This is a genomic window from Rahnella sp. NRRL B-41462, assembly GCF_003263525.1.
Classification (GTDB): Bacteria; Pseudomonadota; Gammaproteobacteria; order Enterobacterales; family Enterobacteriaceae; genus Rahnella; species Rahnella aceris.
This window is the reverse complement of record NZ_JYDF01000044.1, coordinates 51,026-68,345: the sequence shown is the minus strand read 5'-3', so window position 1 is coordinate 68,345 and position 17,320 is coordinate 51,026. Positions and strand designations below refer to the sequence as shown.

At 49.5% G+C, this 17,320-nt stretch carries 18 protein-coding genes and 1 pseudogene; 11 read left to right on the top strand and 8 right to left on the bottom strand.

Annotated features, from left to right (window positions below):
* Positions 1 to 68: 68 nt before the first annotated feature.
* Both sacB and UC14_RS11840 read right to left on the bottom strand, forming a co-directional pair.
* Positions 69 to 1,316: a levansucrase gene (gene sacB / locus UC14_RS11845; protein ID WP_112197736.1), complete on the bottom strand. Its 1,248-nt coding sequence runs from the start codon at positions 1,314 to 1,316 to the stop codon at positions 69 to 71.
* Positions 1,317 to 1,615: 299 nt separating this feature from the next.
* The gene (locus UC14_RS11840; protein ID WP_112151771.1) at positions 1,616 to 2,878 is read right to left on the bottom strand and encodes a multidrug effflux MFS transporter; all 1,263 of its coding nucleotides are present in this window, start codon (positions 2,876 to 2,878) and stop codon (positions 1,616 to 1,618) included.
* Positions 2,879 to 2,914: 36 nt separating this feature from the next.
* Here UC14_RS11840 and UC14_RS11835 point away from each other — a divergent pair, with 36 nt between their 5' ends.
* Complete coding sequence (locus UC14_RS11835; RefSeq protein ID WP_037035909.1) at positions 2,915 to 3,787, top strand: LysR family transcriptional regulator; 873 nt, start codon at positions 2,915 to 2,917, stop codon at positions 3,785 to 3,787.
* 54 nt (positions 3,788 to 3,841) lie between these two features.
* Positions 3,842 to 4,354 (top strand): GNAT family N-acetyltransferase, encoded by a 513-nt coding sequence (locus UC14_RS11830; RefSeq protein ID WP_112151772.1) that lies wholly within the window; start codon positions 3,842 to 3,844, stop codon positions 4,352 to 4,354.
* 86 nt (positions 4,355 to 4,440) lie between these two features.
* On the opposite strand, the gene UC14_RS11825 is transcribed toward UC14_RS11830, so the two are convergent.
* Positions 4,441 to 5,331 (bottom strand): LysR family transcriptional regulator, encoded by an 891-nt coding sequence (locus tag UC14_RS11825; protein WP_112197735.1) that lies wholly within the window; start codon positions 5,329 to 5,331, stop codon positions 4,441 to 4,443.
* A gap of 229 nt (positions 5,332 to 5,560) precedes the next feature.
* On the opposite strand from UC14_RS11825, the gene UC14_RS11820 reads away from it, so the two are divergent.
* Genes UC14_RS11820 through UC14_RS11810 form a run of 3 tightly spaced genes read left to right on the top strand, consistent with a single transcriptional unit; the run spans position 5,561 to position 8,273 of the window.
* The gene (locus UC14_RS11820) at positions 5,561 to 6,757 is read left to right on the top strand and encodes an MFS transporter (RefSeq protein ID WP_112197734.1); all 1,197 of its coding nucleotides are present in this window, start codon (positions 5,561 to 5,563) and stop codon (positions 6,755 to 6,757) included.
* Between the two features lie 10 nt (positions 6,758 to 6,767).
* Positions 6,768 to 7,796, top strand: coding sequence for an alpha/beta hydrolase (locus tag UC14_RS11815; protein ID WP_112197733.1), 1,029 nt, complete (start codon positions 6,768 to 6,770; stop codon positions 7,794 to 7,796).
* Between the two features lie 48 nt (positions 7,797 to 7,844).
* On the top strand, positions 7,845 to 8,273 hold the full coding sequence (locus tag UC14_RS11810) for a cyclophilin-like fold protein (protein WP_232829671.1): 429 nt from the start codon (positions 7,845 to 7,847) through the stop codon (positions 8,271 to 8,273).
* A 324-nt stretch (positions 8,274 to 8,597) separates the two neighbouring features.
* On the opposite strand, the gene UC14_RS11800 is transcribed toward UC14_RS11810, so the two are convergent.
* Positions 8,598 to 9,494, bottom strand: a complete 897-nt coding sequence (locus UC14_RS11800) for a LysR family transcriptional regulator (RefSeq protein ID WP_013574955.1) — start codon at positions 9,492 to 9,494, stop codon at positions 8,598 to 8,600.
* A gap of 97 nt (positions 9,495 to 9,591) precedes the next feature.
* Between UC14_RS11800 and UC14_RS11795 the strand changes: the two genes are divergently transcribed.
* Positions 9,592 to 10,647 carry an SDR family oxidoreductase gene (locus tag UC14_RS11795; RefSeq protein ID WP_013574956.1) on the top strand — a complete coding sequence of 352 codons (1,056 nt, stop codon included), beginning with the start codon at positions 9,592 to 9,594 and terminating at the stop codon, positions 10,645 to 10,647.
* 21 nt (positions 10,648 to 10,668) lie between these two features.
* On the opposite strand, the gene UC14_RS11790 is transcribed toward UC14_RS11795, so the two are convergent.
* A complete protein-coding gene (locus UC14_RS11790; protein WP_015689645.1) occupies positions 10,669 to 10,872 on the bottom strand; it encodes a hypothetical protein in 204 nt (67 codons plus the stop codon).
* 42 nt (positions 10,873 to 10,914) lie between these two features.
* Between UC14_RS11790 and UC14_RS11785 the strand changes: the two are divergent.
* A pseudogene (locus UC14_RS11785) lies at positions 10,915 to 11,058 on the top strand (TolC family protein); the annotation flags it as partial.
* Positions 11,059 to 11,156: 98 nt separating this feature from the next.
* Here UC14_RS11785 and UC14_RS11780 read toward each other — a convergent pair.
* Positions 11,157 to 11,639, bottom strand: a complete 483-nt coding sequence (locus UC14_RS11780) for a MarR family winged helix-turn-helix transcriptional regulator (protein WP_013574957.1) — start codon at positions 11,637 to 11,639, stop codon at positions 11,157 to 11,159.
* Between the two features lie 70 nt (positions 11,640 to 11,709).
* Between UC14_RS11780 and UC14_RS11775 the strand changes: the two genes are divergently transcribed.
* The gene (locus UC14_RS11775) at positions 11,710 to 12,645 is read left to right on the top strand and encodes a zinc-binding alcohol dehydrogenase family protein (protein ID WP_013574958.1); all 936 of its coding nucleotides are present in this window, start codon (positions 11,710 to 11,712) and stop codon (positions 12,643 to 12,645) included.
* Between the two features lie 488 nt (positions 12,646 to 13,133).
* On the opposite strand, the gene UC14_RS11765 is transcribed toward UC14_RS11775, so the two are convergent.
* Complete coding sequence (locus UC14_RS11765; RefSeq protein WP_013574959.1) at positions 13,134 to 14,033, bottom strand: LysR family transcriptional regulator; 900 nt, start codon at positions 14,031 to 14,033, stop codon at positions 13,134 to 13,136.
* Positions 14,034 to 14,173: 140 nt separating this feature from the next.
* Here UC14_RS11765 and UC14_RS11760 point away from each other — a divergent pair, with 140 nt between their 5' ends.
* Genes UC14_RS11760 through UC14_RS11750 form a run of 3 tightly spaced genes read left to right on the top strand, consistent with a single transcriptional unit; the run spans position 14,174 to position 16,146 of the window.
* Positions 14,174 to 14,749 (top strand): NAD(P)H-dependent oxidoreductase, encoded by a 576-nt coding sequence (locus tag UC14_RS11760; protein WP_112151778.1) that lies wholly within the window; start codon positions 14,174 to 14,176, stop codon positions 14,747 to 14,749.
* A 15-nt stretch (positions 14,750 to 14,764) separates the two neighbouring features.
* Positions 14,765 to 15,043 carry a YciI family protein gene (locus UC14_RS11755; protein WP_013574961.1) on the top strand — a complete coding sequence of 93 codons (279 nt, stop codon included), beginning with the start codon at positions 14,765 to 14,767 and terminating at the stop codon, positions 15,041 to 15,043.
* A gap of 44 nt (positions 15,044 to 15,087) precedes the next feature.
* Positions 15,088 to 16,146, top strand: coding sequence for an aldo/keto reductase (locus tag UC14_RS11750; protein WP_112197732.1), 1,059 nt, complete (start codon positions 15,088 to 15,090; stop codon positions 16,144 to 16,146).
* Between the two features lie 354 nt (positions 16,147 to 16,500).
* Here the strand turns inward: UC14_RS11750 and UC14_RS11740 are convergent, their stop codons facing one another.
* Complete coding sequence (locus UC14_RS11740) at positions 16,501 to 17,124, bottom strand: pyridoxamine 5'-phosphate oxidase family protein (RefSeq protein ID WP_015689647.1); 624 nt, start codon at positions 17,122 to 17,124, stop codon at positions 16,501 to 16,503.
* Positions 17,125 to 17,320 lie beyond the last annotated feature (196 nt).

The following is a 17,320-nucleotide window of genomic DNA, read 5'->3' as shown; positions in this document are numbered from 1 at the left end:
GCCGGTGCCGTTTTAATCCAGTTGCACTGCCTTTCCGCAAAGCGTATGCGGAAAGGCAGATCACCTCATTAATTTAAAATAATATTCTTCATCGGCGGGATATACCCATAATCAAACACGCATTCTACAAATGAACGGTTTCCGGTCAGGACAATTTTTACGGTAGGAGCCTCTGTCCCGCCAATACGATAATTACCGTCGGTGGTCGGAACGTTATCAATAAAAGATGTCACCATGCCATTGGGCATTACGCAGTGCGAGTAAGTCTGGAAGGGCTGAGAAGGAGGATTACCTAATACCAAACCGGAGCCGTTCATCGGAGAATAAGGGCCGGTAAGGCGATCACTCAGGAAACCGTAAACACCATCAGGCCCCGTCAGACCCTCCGCATAGGTAAACTTATGACTGATCGTGAACAGGTAATATTTTCCATCCTGGAAGACAAAATGAGGGCGTTCGGTTTGATCATTGACGCCGACAGCGGTCACCAGAGGAGGGAGAATTTCCCATTCATCTCCTGAAAGATCTTTGGCGACGGCCATACCAATACAGCCCGCCTGGTATCTTGCATTGCCCACATCACGATGGTCCGGCGGAAGGGTACCCATTTCCTGTTTGCCAATGACGTGAGAACCCCGCTCACCCGCCACGTTACCTTCAAACACCATGTAGAGTTTACCGTCATGAGGATCGATAAACGGGCTTGGATCCCTGAAGTTCCAGTATGGATTCTGGCTTTCAGTCTGGTAATACACGCCGTCGGCTGAAAATAATGATTTAACCTCGTTGAAACCGGCCAGTGTTACGCCTTCTTCTGAGGTCAGCACTTTGCCTCTCACTTTTGCAATGGTCGCACCTGGCGTGACACAGGTATAATAAAGATCAATCTCGCCGTCTTCATTGAGCAAAATTGGCGTCCCTGCCCATTCGCGGGTCGTAGGGGAAACACCTTCTGCCATCACGCGGCCACCAAAAATCCAATCCTTACCCGTACGGGAATACCAGTAACAAATTTTGGCGCGTCCGTGGCGATTATTCCAGTCACTGGTAATATCATAATTTCCGTCTGCATCGAGATATTCTGAATTATTGTTATTACGCTGCGCTGTCAGCGTGAAAATAACGGACCATCCGTCGACAGAAACCACCGTGCCGTCTAATGACCTAAGCGGCATCGTATCCCAAATGAATACTTCATCACTCATAACCGGAAAATCGGCGCTAACAACAGGCTGTGTGGTGGTCGGGTCATTTTCGTTGACCTTCAGAGCATCAGCACGTGTCCAGATTGTCGGTTTATAATTTAAATTTGTCATGCAAATATCCTTTAATTAAATAGATGTTAATACTGTTTGACGTTTGAAGTCGTGAGAATATTGGCATGATCAAAAAAGGCATGCACTCAATGAGTGTTGTGCCATTATTTATACATTATTTATATAAAACTCCGGGATATGTATTTGCGGGAAGAAAATTGCATCGTTGATGACCTGTTATTTGTTAATCCTGAAAAAATTCGTTAATAGTGGAAATAATGCGCTATTTTGAACTTTGATTAATTACTCTTATTTCGAGACAGAAATAAACATTACAACCTTCACAGCCGGTCAGAGGCTCAACGGGAGGATTGAATATGATGGCGCCGGATACGCTGTTTACGGCAGGCCACAAGTGCGGTGAGAGCCAGCAATAAAACTGAAGAGCCCAGTACCGGCTGGCTGAAACCAAACTCTGCACTTATGAAGTTGGCAAAAACAGCCGCGCTGCCTATCTGCATAAAACCAATCATTCCGGAGGCCGTGGCGGCATGACCATGCCCGCTGCTGATTGCCCCGGATATTGCCAGTGAAAGGCTGGAGCCGTTTGCCAGACTGACCAGGCACATAGGAAGCAAAATAGATAAAATCCCTTTTTCTGCCGTAAACATTACTGTGGCATAAGCCAGACCACCCAGCACAAAACACATGATGCCGGCAGTAACAATGCGATCATATTGCCAGAAGTTTAAAAGCCGTTTCGTTAACACATTGGCACCGATAATACCTGCCGTTAAGGGAATATAGAGCCATCCTCGCGCCTCCTCACTCATCCCGAGCTGCGCAAATAAAAAAGGAGACTGAGTCAGATAAATAAACCATGCACTGTAGATGCAACAGACGATAAGCGTATAACGCCAGAACCCCGTATCGCCGCAAATAACGCTAAATCCTGAAAACGGCGAGGCCGTAGCAGAGATATTTTCAGGTCGCGTCTCGCGCATGAAAATGATCATCAGCATGGTAGCCATGCCGAAAATGGCGACGAAAATGAAATCCGTATGCCACCCAAATGTGGCGGCGAGATGTCCCCCTATCATCGGTGCTATTGCAGGTGACAATGAGACCAGCGGATAGATGACCGAGTAGACCCTGGCAGAAATGGCTTTATTACAGGTATCCGCGATCAGCGTGCGACCAATGACGAGACCAGCCGCTGCACCTGCCCCTTGCAGCAGGCGAAAGAGCAGAAAAGAAGAATAGCTCTCAGCAATTGCACATCCCAGCGATCCGCCAATGTAAATCGCAATGCCAGCGAGCAGTACGGGTTTTCGTCCAAAGCGATCTGCAAGCGGACCGTAAAAAAGCTGGCATATGGCCAGTGCCAGTAAATAGGCTGAAATGGTCTGAGATATCCGCGATGGATCCACCGCAAATTCGCGTGCCATATCTGGCATCGCCGGAAGATAAATATCGGACGCGATGAGACCGAACGCGCTCAGCATAGCAACGGTAATAATAAAAGAGAGTCGAGGCATAAAATTTCCGGTGTTGAAAAGGGTTATCAGCAGAAGAAGTGCGTAGCTTAACGTCTGTTTCATCCTGCTTAAATGCATTATCATGCAGGCAATACCTGCAAAAATGCAGCATGAGGAACGATGAACTGGGATGATGTCCGGATTTTCCTGGCGGTATACCGCGCAGGTACTTTACGCAGCGCGGCTGAGCAGCTTTCAGTTGATCAGACTACCGTAGGCCGCAGACTCAATACGCTTGAAAAATTATTGGGGAGTAAACTATTTTTAAAAAGCCGTCAGGGCTGGGTTCTGACCGCTGGCGGGCGAAAAATACTCTCGCTTGCAGAAGAGATTGAGCGCCTGACGGTCAGCTTTGAACGTCGCGGCTCCGGGGATGATGACCGGCTTGAAGGAGAAGTGCATGTGACTGCCACTGACTCGCTGGCCATTGATTTTGTTTTACCGGCAATCGAGCGCGTACAGCATAACTTTCCCAATATTCGGGTAAATCTGACCACCACCACACGCCTGCTGGATATCGGCCGACGCGAAGCGGATATAGCGGTACGCACCATTCGGCCAGAACAGCCGGATTTGATTACCCGTAAACTGGCCTCCAGGGAGGTGGGACTTTTTGCGACGCATAAGTATATCGACAGGTTTGGCATACCAGAACCCGGCAAAGGCTTTGACGGGCACCGTATCGCGCTTTACCAGTCAGGCATTACGCGCTCTCAGGATGGACTGCTGGCAGGAGAACCGAGACATAAAGGACGCGTAGTGGCAGAGCTGGACTCCAGCATGATGTTAGCAACGTTTATTCGCGCAGGGCTGGCCCTGGGTGAGCTGCCCGATTACCTTGCGAAAATGTACCCGGAACTTATCCGCCTGTGGCCAGAAAGAACGCGTAAAAGCCCTTATGAGGTCTGGCTGGTTATGCATCAGGATCTGTCGCACACTGCAAGAGTCAGGGCAGTGATGAATACCCTTGCTGAAGAGTTCGACCGTTATTAAAGTAAGTTTGATATGTTAAGTCATTCCAATTTATTGCTGGTTTAAGGTTTCTGCATGAACATCAATACACGAATCGCCCACCCGGTAGATGCCAGCCTGTTGCGCAGCCTGGCTTTCAATATATATCCGGCGCACTTCAGACATATGTGGTTGTCAGAGCGCGAAATGAATACGTATCTGGAAAGTGAATTCTCTTTGTCCGCACTCAATGACGGACTAAGGGATCCAAAAGTTTGCTGGTTTCTGGCGCAAAACGATAAACCGGTTGGATTTGCCAAACTCACGTGGATCAATACGATTCCGGGAACGGCTATTTCTGGGGTATCGCTTGACCGGCTTTATCTTGCACCGGAAGCGACGGGTAAACACTTTGGAAAAGAAATATTTAAAGAAATCGTTACAGCTGCGCAAAAGCAAGATAAGAAATTTTTGTGGCTTTCGGTGAGAGAGAAAAACGATCGCGCTCGTAAATTCTATGAAGCTTCAGGCATGCGACACATAACTGATACTGACTTCAGAACGGAATCACAGATAAGTAAGTTGCACATCATGGGCATGGAAATTTAGACGCCATATGTCGGCCTGCCACTGGCTAACATAACAAGATCTGGTCATCTCTTCGCTCATCGTTGCCTGAAGGCCCGCGGGCTTTTCTATGCCTTGTGGCGTAAGGCATCAGCGACCAGTGAAAATGCGGGTGAGGGTTGCTTACGGCTGGGATAATACAGGTAATAGCCGGGAAATGGCTGGCACCACGGTTCAAGTACGCGTATCAGGCGCCCCTCCTCAATATGTGATTCAAACTCTTCTTCCGGCAGAAAAGCAATGCCAAGCCCGGCTAATGCCGCGTCCACCATGTGTGCTGACGTATTAAACGTCAGTTGCCCGGTAACCCGGACATTTACCGGGCCTTCTTCATTGTCGAACTCCCAGACGTAAAGTCCCCCTGACGTCGCTTGCCGCATATTAATGCAGTTGTGCTGGAGAAGGTCGTGTGGCGTTTGCGGCATCGCATGGGTAGCAAAATACTCAGGCGATGCAACCGCAGCCATTTGCAACTTCGGGCTAATCGGTATCGCTATCATATCCTTATCGATGGTGTCACCCAGACGGACACCCGCGTCAAACCTGTCGGCGACGATGTTGCGAAAACCGTGGTTAGCATCAAACTCCAGTCTGATATCCGGATAGTGTTTCAGCAGAGGCGATAATTTGGGCAACAGTATGGTTTTCAGAACATGGGGGCCGCAGGTGATGCGAACAGTTCCTGCGGGTTTATCACGCATCTCAGTCAGCATGTCTAGCTCGGCGAGTATGCCATCAACATGATCGCCTATGGTCAGTAGCAACCGTTCTCCGGCAGAGGTCGGCGATACGCTACGGGTTGTACGCGTCAGCAGGCGAATTTGCATATCCTCTTCAAGTGCCGAAATCGCCTGGCTCAGTGCGGATTGGGTGACGCCCAGCTTTGCAGCGGCGCGGGTGAAGCTGCTTTCACGGGCAACCGTAATAAAATAAAGAAGATCGTTCAGGTTGCGTTTCATAAAGTCCTTCCCGCCTTATTAATAAGTAATGCTTATAAGCCCATTCAGTATCCATTAGCTAGTAATGATGCACACCGCGTGTAAAATTTTCAACAAGAGCTTATTCCGCGAGGGAAGATTAACGCTCTTATTTTTTCATCTTTATTTCACGTTTTATTTTTTACGTTATTTCTGCGAATAGCGTTCAGCGGGTGTGCAAATAACCCTGGATTATTGGGAATTACTATTTATGTCCGCATTGCCGAGTCATACAAAACGTCAAAAAGAGCACGCTTACTGGAGCGGGGTTTTCGCGATGACGTTATGCGTCTTTGCGCTCATCGCTTCGGAATTTATGCCTGTGAGCTTGCTGACGCCGATATCAGCCGATTTAGGTGTCAGTGAGGGACGCGTGGGGCAGGGGATCGCGATTTCCGGTCTGTTTGCGGTACTGACCAGTCTCTCCATTTCTGCGCTGGCCGGAACACTCAACCGCAAGGTATTGCTGCTGAGCATGACGTTGCTGATGGCCGTTTCCGGTGCAATTATCGCGCTGGCACCCGGTTATCTGATTTACATGGTGGGCCGCGCATTAATTGGTATCGCGATCGGAGGATTCTGGTCACTTTCTGCCGCTACGGCTATTCGCCTGGTTCCGGCGCATCGGGTTCCCCGTGCACTGGCTATTTTTAACGGCGGTAACGCGCTGGCAACCGTTATAGCCGCTCCGCTGGGGAGTTATCTCGGGTCTGTCATCGGCTGGCGCGGGGCGTTCTTTTGCATCGTTCCGGTGGCGGTCATTGCCTTTATATGGCAGTGGTTCAGCCTGCCTGCAATGACCACGGAGAAAGCCGGTAAGAGGACTGCCAATGTTTTTCGTCTTTTTGCTAACCCGCTTGTGGTCGCTGGCCTTACCGCCTGCGGATTGTTCTTTATGGGGCAGTTTTCCTTATTCACCTATTTGCGCCCGTTCCTCGAGACAGTCACGCAGGTAAATATCACCACGCTGTCGCTCATTTTGCTGACCATCGGTATGGCAGGCTTTATCGGCACCCTGGTGATTGGCACGTTTTTGAAGACCGCCTTTTATCCCACACTTATCACCATTCCCTTGCTGATGGCTGCAATCGCCGGGGTGCTGATTGCTTTTGGAAACAGTGTATGGGTCGTTGCGCCGTTGCTGGGGTTGTGGGGATTAATCGCCACGGCGGCCCCCACCGGATGGTGGACATGGATTGCCAGAACCCTGCCGGAAGATGCGGAGGCGGGCGGAGGTCTTATGGTCGCCATCGTGCAACTGTCAATCGCCATGGGCTCCACTCTCGGGGGTTTTGCCTTTGACCATAGTGGTTATCAAAGCACTTTTCTCATCAGTGCCATTTTACTCGTCATCGCGGCTGCCCTGGCTTTATTAACGTCACGTAAAGATATCCATCCAACCCACTGAGGATTCATCAATGAAAGTATTTACCCTGCTGTTAGGGCTGTTAATCAGCTCATTTGCTGCGACAGGAGCCGATATGTCTAACGGAGCAGATAACTTTTACCAAAGCGATAAGGTCACCCGGCAAAAAGTGATCTTTAAAAACCAGTATCAAATGAAAGTCGTCGGTAATTTGTTTATACCGAAAGGGATGAAGCAAGACGTGCAGCATCCCGCTATTGTCATTGGTCATCCGATGGGGGCGGTGAAAGAACAAAGCTCAAATTTGTATGCCCAGAAACTGGCGGAACAAGGGTTCGTGACGCTGGCGATTGATCTTTCCTTCTGGGGGGAGAGTGACGGCAAACCCGGTCATCTGATTTCCCCTGAAATCTATGCGGATGACTTTAGTGCTGCAGTCGATTATCTCAGCACTCAGCCTTATGTTGATCCGCAGAGAATTGGTGCACTGGGTATCTGTGGTAGCGGCAGCTTCGTTATCAGTGCTGCCAAAATTGACCCGAGAATGAAGGCCATTGCCACCGTCAGCATGTATGACATGGGGTCTGTGTTCCGTCATGGTCTTAATCATTCCGTGACGCCTGAACAGCGCAAAGCGTTTATTAAGTCGGCTACAGAACAACGGCTGGTCGAGTTTAAAGGCGGCGATATTGCCTATATTCCCGGAACCGTGAACAAGCTCGATGATTCAACCTCTGCGGTTCAGCGGGAATTCTTCGATTTCTATCGCACATCACGGGGGGGTTATACGCCACAGGGCGAGAAAGAAGAGCTGACAACAAAACCGATGCTGAGCAGCATAGGGAAGTTTATGAACTTCTATCCGTTCAATGATATCGAAACGATTTCTCCGCGCCCGATGCTTTTCATCACCGGCGACCAGGCGCATTCGAAGGAATTCAGCGAAGATGCCTACAAACGTGCCGGACAGCCGAAAGAGTTGTATATCGTCCCGGGTGCTGGCCATGTCGATTTGTATGACCGTACCGATTTGATCCCTTTCGCCAAGCTGGCGTCATTCTTTAAAACTCACCTCAGTTAAACGCCAAAGCCACATCCTGCCGGGTGTGGCTGCTCTTCCGGAGGTCATGTGAAATATTTACTCACGAGCCTGCTTTGGGTGTGCGCTTTTGCAAGCCATGCCGACACCACACTGCGTAAGGATAACGTCATGAAGGCGAGAATGATCATTAATGGCCAACCATTTGAAGTCAGAATTCACGACAATCCGGCGGCTAAATCCTTTGTTAATATGTTACCTCTGCAACTCGAAATGACTGAGTTAAATGGTAACGAGAAATTTGCCGAACTGCCTCATAGCTTGCCTTCCAGCCCGGTGCAGCCGGGGACCCTTCATGCCGGTGATCTCATGTTGTACGGAACGCAAACGTTGGTTTTATTCTATGCCTCATTTGACTCTTCATATCGCTACACCCCCATCGGGAACGTTGTAAATCCCGGGACACTCCCCGCGATGGGGGATACAGATAAAATAGAGGTAGAGTTCAGCAGACAGTAATACAACGATATTGATATCGCAGGAAGTTTCTGCATGCACGCTTTGCCGTCGTCTATTGAGAAACAGAGCGTAGCGGTGCCCCCGCGCGCAGTCCCGCCATCACCATGTCTATGAGCCAGGTTAAAGGGAACGCAAATTCCTTTGCCAGATCGCATGAGCCCCGGTCAATAAATGCGTCAATCAGCGCGTTACCCACAGTGAGGGTCTTCCACTCTCTGAATTGAAGCCGGCGTTTGTGGGGGAGTTCATGTTGATGGGAGGGAAGGGGTTGGGCGTATTGACTGTCAACCGGAAGGCACGAGCCGTATTTTTATGAAAAAAGCATTATAGAATGCGTAAAGGCCCCGTCATCTCAGGCAGTAATTGTTCGATTACAGTGATAATGCTTCTGACCCTCTGCGGGATAAAGCGGGCGTCCGGGTAGACCGCATAGAGGAAGCGATCAGCTAACCTGTAGGCGGGTAATACCGGAACCAGCGTACCGGCTTGCAAAGCCCTGGCCGCGAGCGGTAGCTGCATGCCACCGATACCCATGCCTGACTCTATCGCCTGTAACAGCGCTTCACTGGTATTAGCCCGGAACACGGTATTAACTTTGATGTCGATAGTTTCACTATCAGAAACTAACCGTAGTGGTGCCTCCGGCGCGATGCCGCTGAATCGCACATGTGGATGTGCCGCCAGCTCACTCACAGAATGAACCGGTTTAAAACCGGGGGCGGCAAAAAGCGCCGTTTCAATACGTGCCAGCACGCGCGCCGCATGCGTTTGCGGAGGCTCATGGGTCAAGCGCAGCGCGACATCCACCCCTTCAGTGACAAGATCGGCGATGCGGTCATCAAGTGAAAGCGTAAGGTGCAATCCTGAGTTCATTTTCTGAAGCGTCAGCAGATGGGGTAAAAAGAGCTGGCCCAGCCCGCTCGGCAATTGCACATGAACCCTGCCATGCCAGTGGTGATCGGCAGGGTTCAGACGCCTTTCTGCTTCCCGCATGGCCTCCAGCAAAAGCTGCATATCACGCCGGTAACTTTCTCCCTGCTCAGTAAGCGCCATCACACGCGTTGTACGATGCAGCAATACCACACCGAGCTCCTCCTCAAGTGCGGCAATCTGCTGACTGACCGCAGATTGCTTCATACCGCTCTGGCGGGCGGCTGCAGAAAAAGAGCCTGCTTGTGCTACGCGCAGAAAGGTGGCAATGGCATTGAGCTTATTATTCATTTAATGATTCTGCTTATAAGTGCCATCAGTTTCATGGGATATGTGTGAAAAAAATAATATATCACACTGTATCTGTCACCTTCTCTGGAGAAACACCATGAATAAGACGCAGCAACAAAAGGTCGCGCTGGTCGCCGGCGCCAGCGGTATTGTCGGCAGCCAGCTTGTCAAAACACTTCTGCAAAATGAGTGGGAGGTTATCGGGCTGAGCCGCAATGCATTATCTCACCCTGATAATATTCAGGTTGTAAACGTCGATTTACTGGATGCGCAAAACAGCGCGCAGGCACTGCAACCACTCAGCCGCATCACCCATATTTTTTACAGCGCCTGGGTGAACGCCGCGAACTGGACAGAAATGGTTGAACCGAACGTCACCATGTTGCGCAATCTGGTCAGTAACATTGAGAAAACGGCACCCCTCCAGATTGTAAGCCTGATGCAAGGATACAAAGTTTATGGCGCACATCTTGGACCGTTCAAAACCCCGGCGCGTGAAAGCGATCCCGCCATACCCGGCGCAGAATTTAACGCGGCTCAGCTCACATGGCTCAGCCATTTTCAGCGTGGGAAAACGTGGCACTGGAATGCAATCAGGCCGGGTGTGGTTGGCAGCGCGGTGCCCGGCAATGCCATGAATCTTGCAATGAGCATCGCACTGTATGCGTCGCTGTGTAAGGCTCAGGATTTACCTCTCCGCTTTCCCGGTTCAGAACAAACCTGGCATAGCATCGTTGATCATACTGACGCCGGGTTGCTGGCAGAGGCGACATTGTGGGCTGCAACCTCGCCTGCGGCAGAGAACCAGGCTTTCAACGTGAATAACGGTGACATCTGGCGCTGGAGCGAGCTCTGGCCGCATATCGCGCGCTGGTTTGAGCTGGAATACGCACCGCCGGTCCGGCTGTCATTTCATCAGTTGTTTAAGGACTACCGCACGACATGGCGTGAACTTGCCGGGCAGCGGTTGATGGAAACTGACATTTTACAGCTGAACGACGGGAGTTTTGCAGATTTTGTGTTTGGTTGGGATTACGACATGTTTGGTGATGGCAGCAAGCTGCGCCGGGCAGGCTTTACCCGTATGCAGGCCACCCACGAAATGTTTTTCAGCCTGTTCACGCAACTGAGAGCGGCACGCATTATCCCCTGACAAAGCACCGGGCAGCATATTTCAGATTAAGCTGCCTATTGCTCCTGCCAGAGGCTCTACGAATTCGTCATAATGACGATCAACAATTTCCGGAAGACGTACACCCTCAGTCAAAGACAAGCGCAGCATTTGCTGGATTTTTTTGTCCTTTGATATTTTCTCAAAGGCAAAGAGAAGCCGCTGACGCAGGCGTTCAGCGCAAGTGCCTTTGAATGAGTCAGACATGCTCAACACATCACGGTAGGGTTGGGAATGGTGATGAGCCATCGCTATGCTAACGGTGCGACGGACTACCTGAATGTGCTGGATGCGCAGCGGACATTATTCTCTGCGCAACAGTCTCTGATTCAGAGCAGACTTTCGCAGCAAAACAGTCTTATTACCCTTTACAAGGCCTTGGGAGGAGGGTAGGAGCGTGGAGCTGTAGACTAGCGGACCCTGCCATGTACGGCTGTTTACGTGCAGGCTAAGTTTATTGCGCACTTCGCCTGCATATTCATAAGTCCGGATCAAACGGACTTAATGGGTTCCAATGCATTAAAATCATGAACGAAGTTTTTCAATAATCTTTCGAATTCGACGCGGTCATTGTCCGGCCAGCTATTGAAGATGTCGTTATAAATGAGTGCTCGCGTGTGATCGATTTTATCGGTCATCATTTTTCCTTCAGGCGTAACGACCGCTTCGTTAATTCGCTTATCTTTAACATTTCTCTGTCGATGGGTTAGGCCCATTTGCCCGAGTTTAGTTACCTGACGGCTTACCGTCGTATAATCCCGCCCCACCCGATCAGCGAGTTCTCCTACACCTATAGGGCCAAAGCGGCCTATCAGGACCAGCAGTGGAAATAATGCACGGTCAATATTAATACCGGAGTTTTTTATCATTATTTCATCACGTTGCGGCCGATTGAAAGCACCGACGATAGCCAGCAACGTATCATGTAAATCATCAAAATAATCGGGTTTATGTGTATTTTGCACTCTTTTCATTGACGGCATCCGGGAGTGGGAATAATGTGTGCATTGTACACATATATTTCTTGAGCTAAAGGTGAACTTAATGAAAGCAGCACTTGTTAATGGCAAAGGCGAAACGCCGATTTACGGTGATTTCATGGACCCTCAGGGAGATGAGCAGCATATAGTGGTCAACGTTAAAGCCGCTGCAATCAGTCAACTGGCCAAGTCGCGGGCCGCGGGAACACACTACAGTTCAGCAATGGAATATCCGTTTATACCCGGAATTGATGGCGCAGGTTATCTGACTAACGGAGACCCGGTCTTTTTTTTCGCATTGAGCTCCCCTTTTGGCAGTATGGCTGAGATGACCCTGGTTACGCCTAAAAGTATTGTGCCGCTCCCGGCAACACTTGATCTCTCAATGGCAGCCGCCATTGGTAATCCCGGAATGTCATCCTGGACAGCATTAACGCGCAGGGCGCAGCTGCGAAAAGGGGAAACTGTTCTCATCAATGGCGCGACAGGCACCTCCGGCGGTCTGGCGGTGCGTATCGCTCGTCACCTGGGCGCGGGGAAAATCATCGCGACTGGGCGTAATACTGAAGTCCTGGCGAAACTCCGTACTCAGGGGGCTGATATCACGCTTACGCTGGATGAATTATCGCATGAACTCCCGGCACTCATGGAACAGGGTGTTGATGTCGTTTTGGATTATCTCTGGGGGGAGAGTGCGCTTGATATTATGAAGTCTGCCGCTGCCGGAGGTGCCAGACTGGTGCGTTTTGTGCAGATCGGCTCATTAAGTGGACAAGAAATATCATTACATAGCAAATTACTACGCTCATCAGGACTGACCCTGATGGGGAGCGGACTTGGCAGCGTATCTGATGCTGAACTGGTCGCTTCGGTTGGTGAACTATTACAAGCTGCTGCTTTGAGTGATTTCTCAGTCCCATTTCGTATTCGGCCATTAAGCGAAGTGAATGATGCCTGGAATGAAGATGACAGCCGTTGCCGTACTGTTTTCAATATCTGATGTTAAACAAATGCAGTCTGGTCCTTAGCGGGTTTCTCAGAAATGGTATGGAAAAATCATAAAGTTACCTAAATGCTAATGCATGGAATCTGTGGCTGTCTTCGGAAATTTCACACTCACTGATTGCATCAAAGCCATAAAGGCATAGTACCGGAGCATGAAAAGCAAGAAGCCCGCTGAGTTTCCTAAGCGGGCTTCTTAAATTTGGCTCCTTTGACTGGATCACTTTTGCCATGAGCTGGCTAATAAATAAACTAAATTTGAATTCTTATCCTGTCAAAACCACCAAAAGACTGAGGTAACATCGCACCTGTCATATTTATCAACGGCTTAACCGGTACTTTGAGGGATCCGAAATTTCACAGACCTCCGGGTGGTCGGCCAGTTATTGCTCCTGACCTTAACGGCTACGGCGCACGCAGCGATATACCTGTAGCGCTGTTTAGCGCTTCAAACGGATGTGGACCTTTAACAGGTTATGTCGTCAGCTATTTTTTGGTTTTCATCATTAAAAAATCAATCAGCGCTTTGACTCGTTTTGCCTTGCCGGTGTTTTTTAAGTAGTAGAGATAAACCGGTGGATAGGTCTTCCAGTAAGGCATCATCACCGGGATAAACTGCTCTTTATCGGGCTGCAATTCATACACCGGCTCAAACAATCTGCCAATTCCAAGACCGCTGCGTATGCCATCTGCCATGACATCAATATCATTGCTGATGAGCTGCCCTGGCATCTCAACGGTTAATTGCTGACCTTTATCTTCCAGCATCAGAGGGAGGAGGCGGTTATTGGTAATAAAGCGGTAGCCGATGAGTTGATGCTGATGCAAGTCCGCTGGCAGTTTGGGCGTACCGTGTTCCGCGAGATAGGCCGCAGAAGCATACAAACCTTCACGAAACGGTTTCATCAACGGGCGGGCCACAACACTCTCTTCAAGGATATCGCCAAAACGAATGCCCAAATCAAAACGTTCATCAACCATGTTTACTGTTCCGTCATAAACGGATATCTCAAGCTGTATTCCGGGGTAGCTCTGGCAAAACTCTGCCATAAAGGGCTTCAGGATAAGCAGGTAGGCAAAGCGTGACAGCGTAATTCTGACCAGCCCGGAGGGTTCCTGATTCAGGTCTTTGATGCTTTCCACCGCACTTTCCAGTGACGCCACAGCCCGCGATGTCTGTTGCAACAATTGTTCCCCGGCATCCGTCAGCTCAATGCGCCGGGTGGTGCGCACAAAAAGCGGGTGACCAATATGCTGCTCAAGCAGTTTTAGCGCTTTGCTGACCGAAGGTGGCGTTATCTCAAGTTTCCTGGCCGCAGCAGTGATGCTGCCTTCACGGGCGATGCTCTGGAAAATACGGATTTGGTTGTAAATGACATTGTTCATGGCGACCCCCAGCAGAGGAAACAAAGTTAGATTATTAGCTATTGGCTAAGAGTGTATGAGCTATTACTGCTCTAAAAAACAGAATCAGGGTTGGTTATACTCACTTACAGTAAAACAAACCCCTGTTAAAGAAGCCAAAAATGCAAAATGTACTGATTATTTCAGGTCATCCGAATCTTAGTGAATCCATTGGTAACGCCACTATCCTGGATGAAGTCGCAAAAGCGTTGCCCGGGGCCAAAATTCGCTTTCTTGATGCTCTGTATCCTGACTACCGGATCGACGTGGCACGGGAGCAGCAAGCCTTACTCGAAGCTGATGTGATTGTCTGGCAGTTTCCTTTTTCATGGTATTCAGTGCCGGGGTTAATGAAGTTGTGGATTGATCAGGTATTAGTTCACGGCTTTGCCCATGGCTCAACCGCAAAACTGGGTGGCAAAAAGCTGATCATTTCCTTTACCGCCGGAGCACCAGAGGGCCTGTATTCCCCTGAAGGTTTGTTCGGTCACGACATTCAGCAATACATCACACCGTTTGAAACCACGGCACTGCTGTGCAATCTGGATTGGCAGGAGCCGGTTTACACCTTTGGGATGAGCTATGCAGGGCGTGATGAAGCTAAAGTCCTCGAACAGAAAGCACTGGCAAAAGTTCATGCCGCGCGTCTGATTACCGCGATTAAAGAAACTACCCCTGCTTTAAAAATGGCTGTGTAAAGGAGAAGAGGGAAAATGTATCTCATCAATATTACGGTGAATGGCGATATCACGGCTGTTCAGCATGAGGCGCTTTTCACACGCCATGTCAGTTGGTTTCAGCAGTATTTCAATGCAGGCAAGTTTGTTCTCATCGGTCCCTATTCCGATCGCGAAAGAGCAGGGGTGATTATTGCTCAGACTGAAAGCCGGGAAGAGCTGGACGCTATTCTGAGCGAAGACGCCTATCACCCCAATCTCGCTGAATATGAGATTCGTGAATTCATCCCGAAAATGGTGGGCAACTGGCAATAACAGACGTCGCAATTTTCATTAAATAACGTGGCAGGGAGATGATTATGCAGTATGTAAACCTGGGGCGAAGTGGCCTGAAAGTCTCACGACTGTGTCTGGGATGCATGAGTTACGGCGAACCGGAACGCCTTCCTCAGCCGTGGTCGCTTGATGAAAGTGCTTCGCGACCGTTGATTCGCCAGGCACTTGAGGCGGGAATTAATTTTTTTGATACGGCTAATATTTATTCAGGTGGAAGCTCAGAAGAAATTGTTGGTCGGGCGCTACGCGATATGGCGTACCGGGATGAAATTGTCGTCGCTACTAAGGCATTTTTCCCATGGCGTAACTCACCCAATACCGGTTTTCTCTCGCGAAAATCGCTGTTTCAGTCTATCGATGACAGCCTGACCCGGTTGGGTATGGATTATGTGGATCTGTATCAGATTCACCGTTTTGATCACGGCACACCTGTTGAAGAAACCATGGAAGCACTTCACGATTTGGTGAAAGCCGGGAAAGTTCGCTATATCGGTGCATCCTCAATGGAAGCCTGGCGTTTTGCAAAGATGCAGCATGTTGCTGAGCGTAACGGCTGGACGCGCTTTGTCTCTATGCAACCGCAATACAATTTACTGTACCGGGAAGAAGAGCGGGAAATGCTGCCGCTTTGTGGGGATCAGGGCGTGGGTGTTATTCCCTGGAGCCCGATGGCGCGCGGCAGGTTGACCCGCGACTGGAGTGAAACCACCACCCGAACGCAGAACGACGTCTTTGCGCTGAAAATGTATGAAAATGCCGCGCAGCAGGACCAGAAAGTGGTTGAGGTTGTGGCGCAGGTGGCCGCCGGGCGGGGCGTTCCTCGTGCACATGTTGCACTTGCATGGTTGCTGTCAAAATCTGTGATTACCGCACCTATAATCGGTGCCACTAAAGCGGAGCACCTGTCCACCGCCGTGGAAGCACTTAACCTGACATTATCGGCAGAAGAAATTGCAGCGCTGGAAGCACCGTATGTTCCTCATGTTGTTGATGGCATCGTACCGCCACTGCCTGAACAAGCGCCACGACTCTCACCCTTGCGAATCAACCAGGGAGCTGAGTGCGATGAAAATGGATTGTGAGGGTGGCGCGGTTAACGCGCCTTATCAGCAATAGTGGCGCAAAATTTAATGCAGCCGAAAAGAGAGGGTCATTGATGAAAGCCGGGATTTCTTTATCACTTTTGTTGGCTCTGAGCTGTTCTGCTGTTGCGCAGGGGCAAAAAGTCACTGCTCTGCCCGGCAAGCAGGGCTGAAAAAATTAATTCAATTCTGAAGTTCACAGGGTTCATCTATCAGATGAAAGATTGCCTGAGGGTTAAGGATTGTCAATCCAGGTTCGCATTCCACCTTCCCTGCGTTTCGCCGGGGTATCAGGGGATTGTTGGCTACTTCGGCATATCGATGCTGATGTTATTTAGTCACCCAACATTACAATCAGTAAAGTGTGTTTTTCAATCGTTCCGGCAAGGCCTCGTCGTAAGCCAAACCATCAATTTCTGACTGTGAGATCATACTCAGGATACTTCCTGTGCTGGGCAGAGCCTGCCGGTCAATTTGTGCGGCAGGATCCCAGAGTTTTGAGCGAATGATCGCTCGGCTACACTGGAAAAAAACGCTTTCCACTGAAATGCGCAACACCGTTTTAGGGGATTGATTATTGATTGCGAATTTATCCAGCAAAGCCGGGTCTTTACGTATTTCAGCTGTGCCACTTATACGCAAAGTTTCGCCAATGCCGGGAATTAAAAAGAGAAGCGCAACCCGATTGTCATTTAATATATTGCGTAGACTATCAATGCGGTTATTACCCCGGCGGTCAGGCAAAAATAAAGTTTTAGCATCCTCGATGTAAATGAAGCCTGCAGGATCACCTCTTGGCGATACATCCAGACCATCAGGTCCCGATGTTGCAAGCGCCACGAATGTTGATGCTTCAATAAAGGGGCGGTAGGCAGGATGAATATGGTCTGTCACCTTTGTTAAAGAAGGCTTTGCTACCGCACCGTAAAGTTGCTCAAGCTCATTACTATCAGTAATGAGCATGTTTTCATCAGCCATCTCATTCACCTTCATTGATTTCAAAACACAATGCATGCTGATATTTATAGCAGATGCTTTTTTATTTGTTCATTTTTATGGCTAATAAGTATTTATTTTCCAGGAGTAGCGTCAGCTCTTCGCTCAGAGCCGACGTTTCCAACGTAGCGGGCCGGTTAGTGCCAAATTCGGACATCCAATAGCTTTTATAAGCACA

What these genes read in the sequence shown, in the direction of transcription:
- sacB (WP_112197736.1), bottom strand. Translation starts at nt 1,316, where the DNA reads ATGACAAATTTAAATTATAAACCGACAATCTGGACACGTGCTGATGCT.
- UC14_RS11840 (WP_112151771.1), bottom strand. Translation starts at nt 2,878, where the DNA reads ATGATAATGCATTTAAGCAGGATGAAACAGACGTTAAGCTACGCACTT.
- UC14_RS11835 (WP_037035909.1), top strand. Translation starts at nt 2,915, where the DNA reads ATGAACTGGGATGATGTCCGGATTTTCCTGGCGGTATACCGCGCAGGT.
- UC14_RS11830 (WP_112151772.1), top strand. Translation starts at nt 3,842, where the DNA reads ATGAACATCAATACACGAATCGCCCACCCGGTAGATGCCAGCCTGTTG.
- UC14_RS11825 (WP_112197735.1), bottom strand. Translation starts at nt 5,331, where the DNA reads ATGAAACGCAACCTGAACGATCTTCTTTATTTTATTACGGTTGCCCGT.
- UC14_RS11820 (WP_112197734.1), top strand. Translation starts at nt 5,561, where the DNA reads ATGTCCGCATTGCCGAGTCATACAAAACGTCAAAAAGAGCACGCTTAC.
- UC14_RS11815 (WP_112197733.1), top strand. Translation starts at nt 6,768, where the DNA reads ATGAAAGTATTTACCCTGCTGTTAGGGCTGTTAATCAGCTCATTTGCT.
- UC14_RS11800 (WP_013574955.1), bottom strand. Translation starts at nt 9,494, where the DNA reads ATGAATAATAAGCTCAATGCCATTGCCACCTTTCTGCGCGTAGCACAA.
- UC14_RS11795 (WP_013574956.1), top strand. Translation starts at nt 9,592, where the DNA reads ATGAATAAGACGCAGCAACAAAAGGTCGCGCTGGTCGCCGGCGCCAGC.
- UC14_RS11790 (WP_015689645.1), bottom strand. Translation starts at nt 10,872, where the DNA reads ATGTCTGACTCATTCAAAGGCACTTGCGCTGAACGCCTGCGTCAGCGG.
- UC14_RS11780 (WP_013574957.1), bottom strand. Translation starts at nt 11,639, where the DNA reads ATGAAAAGAGTGCAAAATACACATAAACCCGATTATTTTGATGATTTA.
- UC14_RS11775 (WP_013574958.1), top strand. Translation starts at nt 11,710, where the DNA reads ATGAAAGCAGCACTTGTTAATGGCAAAGGCGAAACGCCGATTTACGGT.
- UC14_RS11765 (WP_013574959.1), bottom strand. Translation starts at nt 14,033, where the DNA reads ATGAACAATGTCATTTACAACCAAATCCGTATTTTCCAGAGCATCGCC.
- UC14_RS11760 (WP_112151778.1), top strand. Translation starts at nt 14,174, where the DNA reads ATGCAAAATGTACTGATTATTTCAGGTCATCCGAATCTTAGTGAATCC.
- UC14_RS11755 (WP_013574961.1), top strand. Translation starts at nt 14,765, where the DNA reads ATGTATCTCATCAATATTACGGTGAATGGCGATATCACGGCTGTTCAG.
- UC14_RS11750 (WP_112197732.1), top strand. Translation starts at nt 15,088, where the DNA reads ATGCAGTATGTAAACCTGGGGCGAAGTGGCCTGAAAGTCTCACGACTG.
- UC14_RS11740 (WP_015689647.1), bottom strand. Translation starts at nt 17,124, where the DNA reads ATGGCTGATGAAAACATGCTCATTACTGATAGTAATGAGCTTGAGCAA.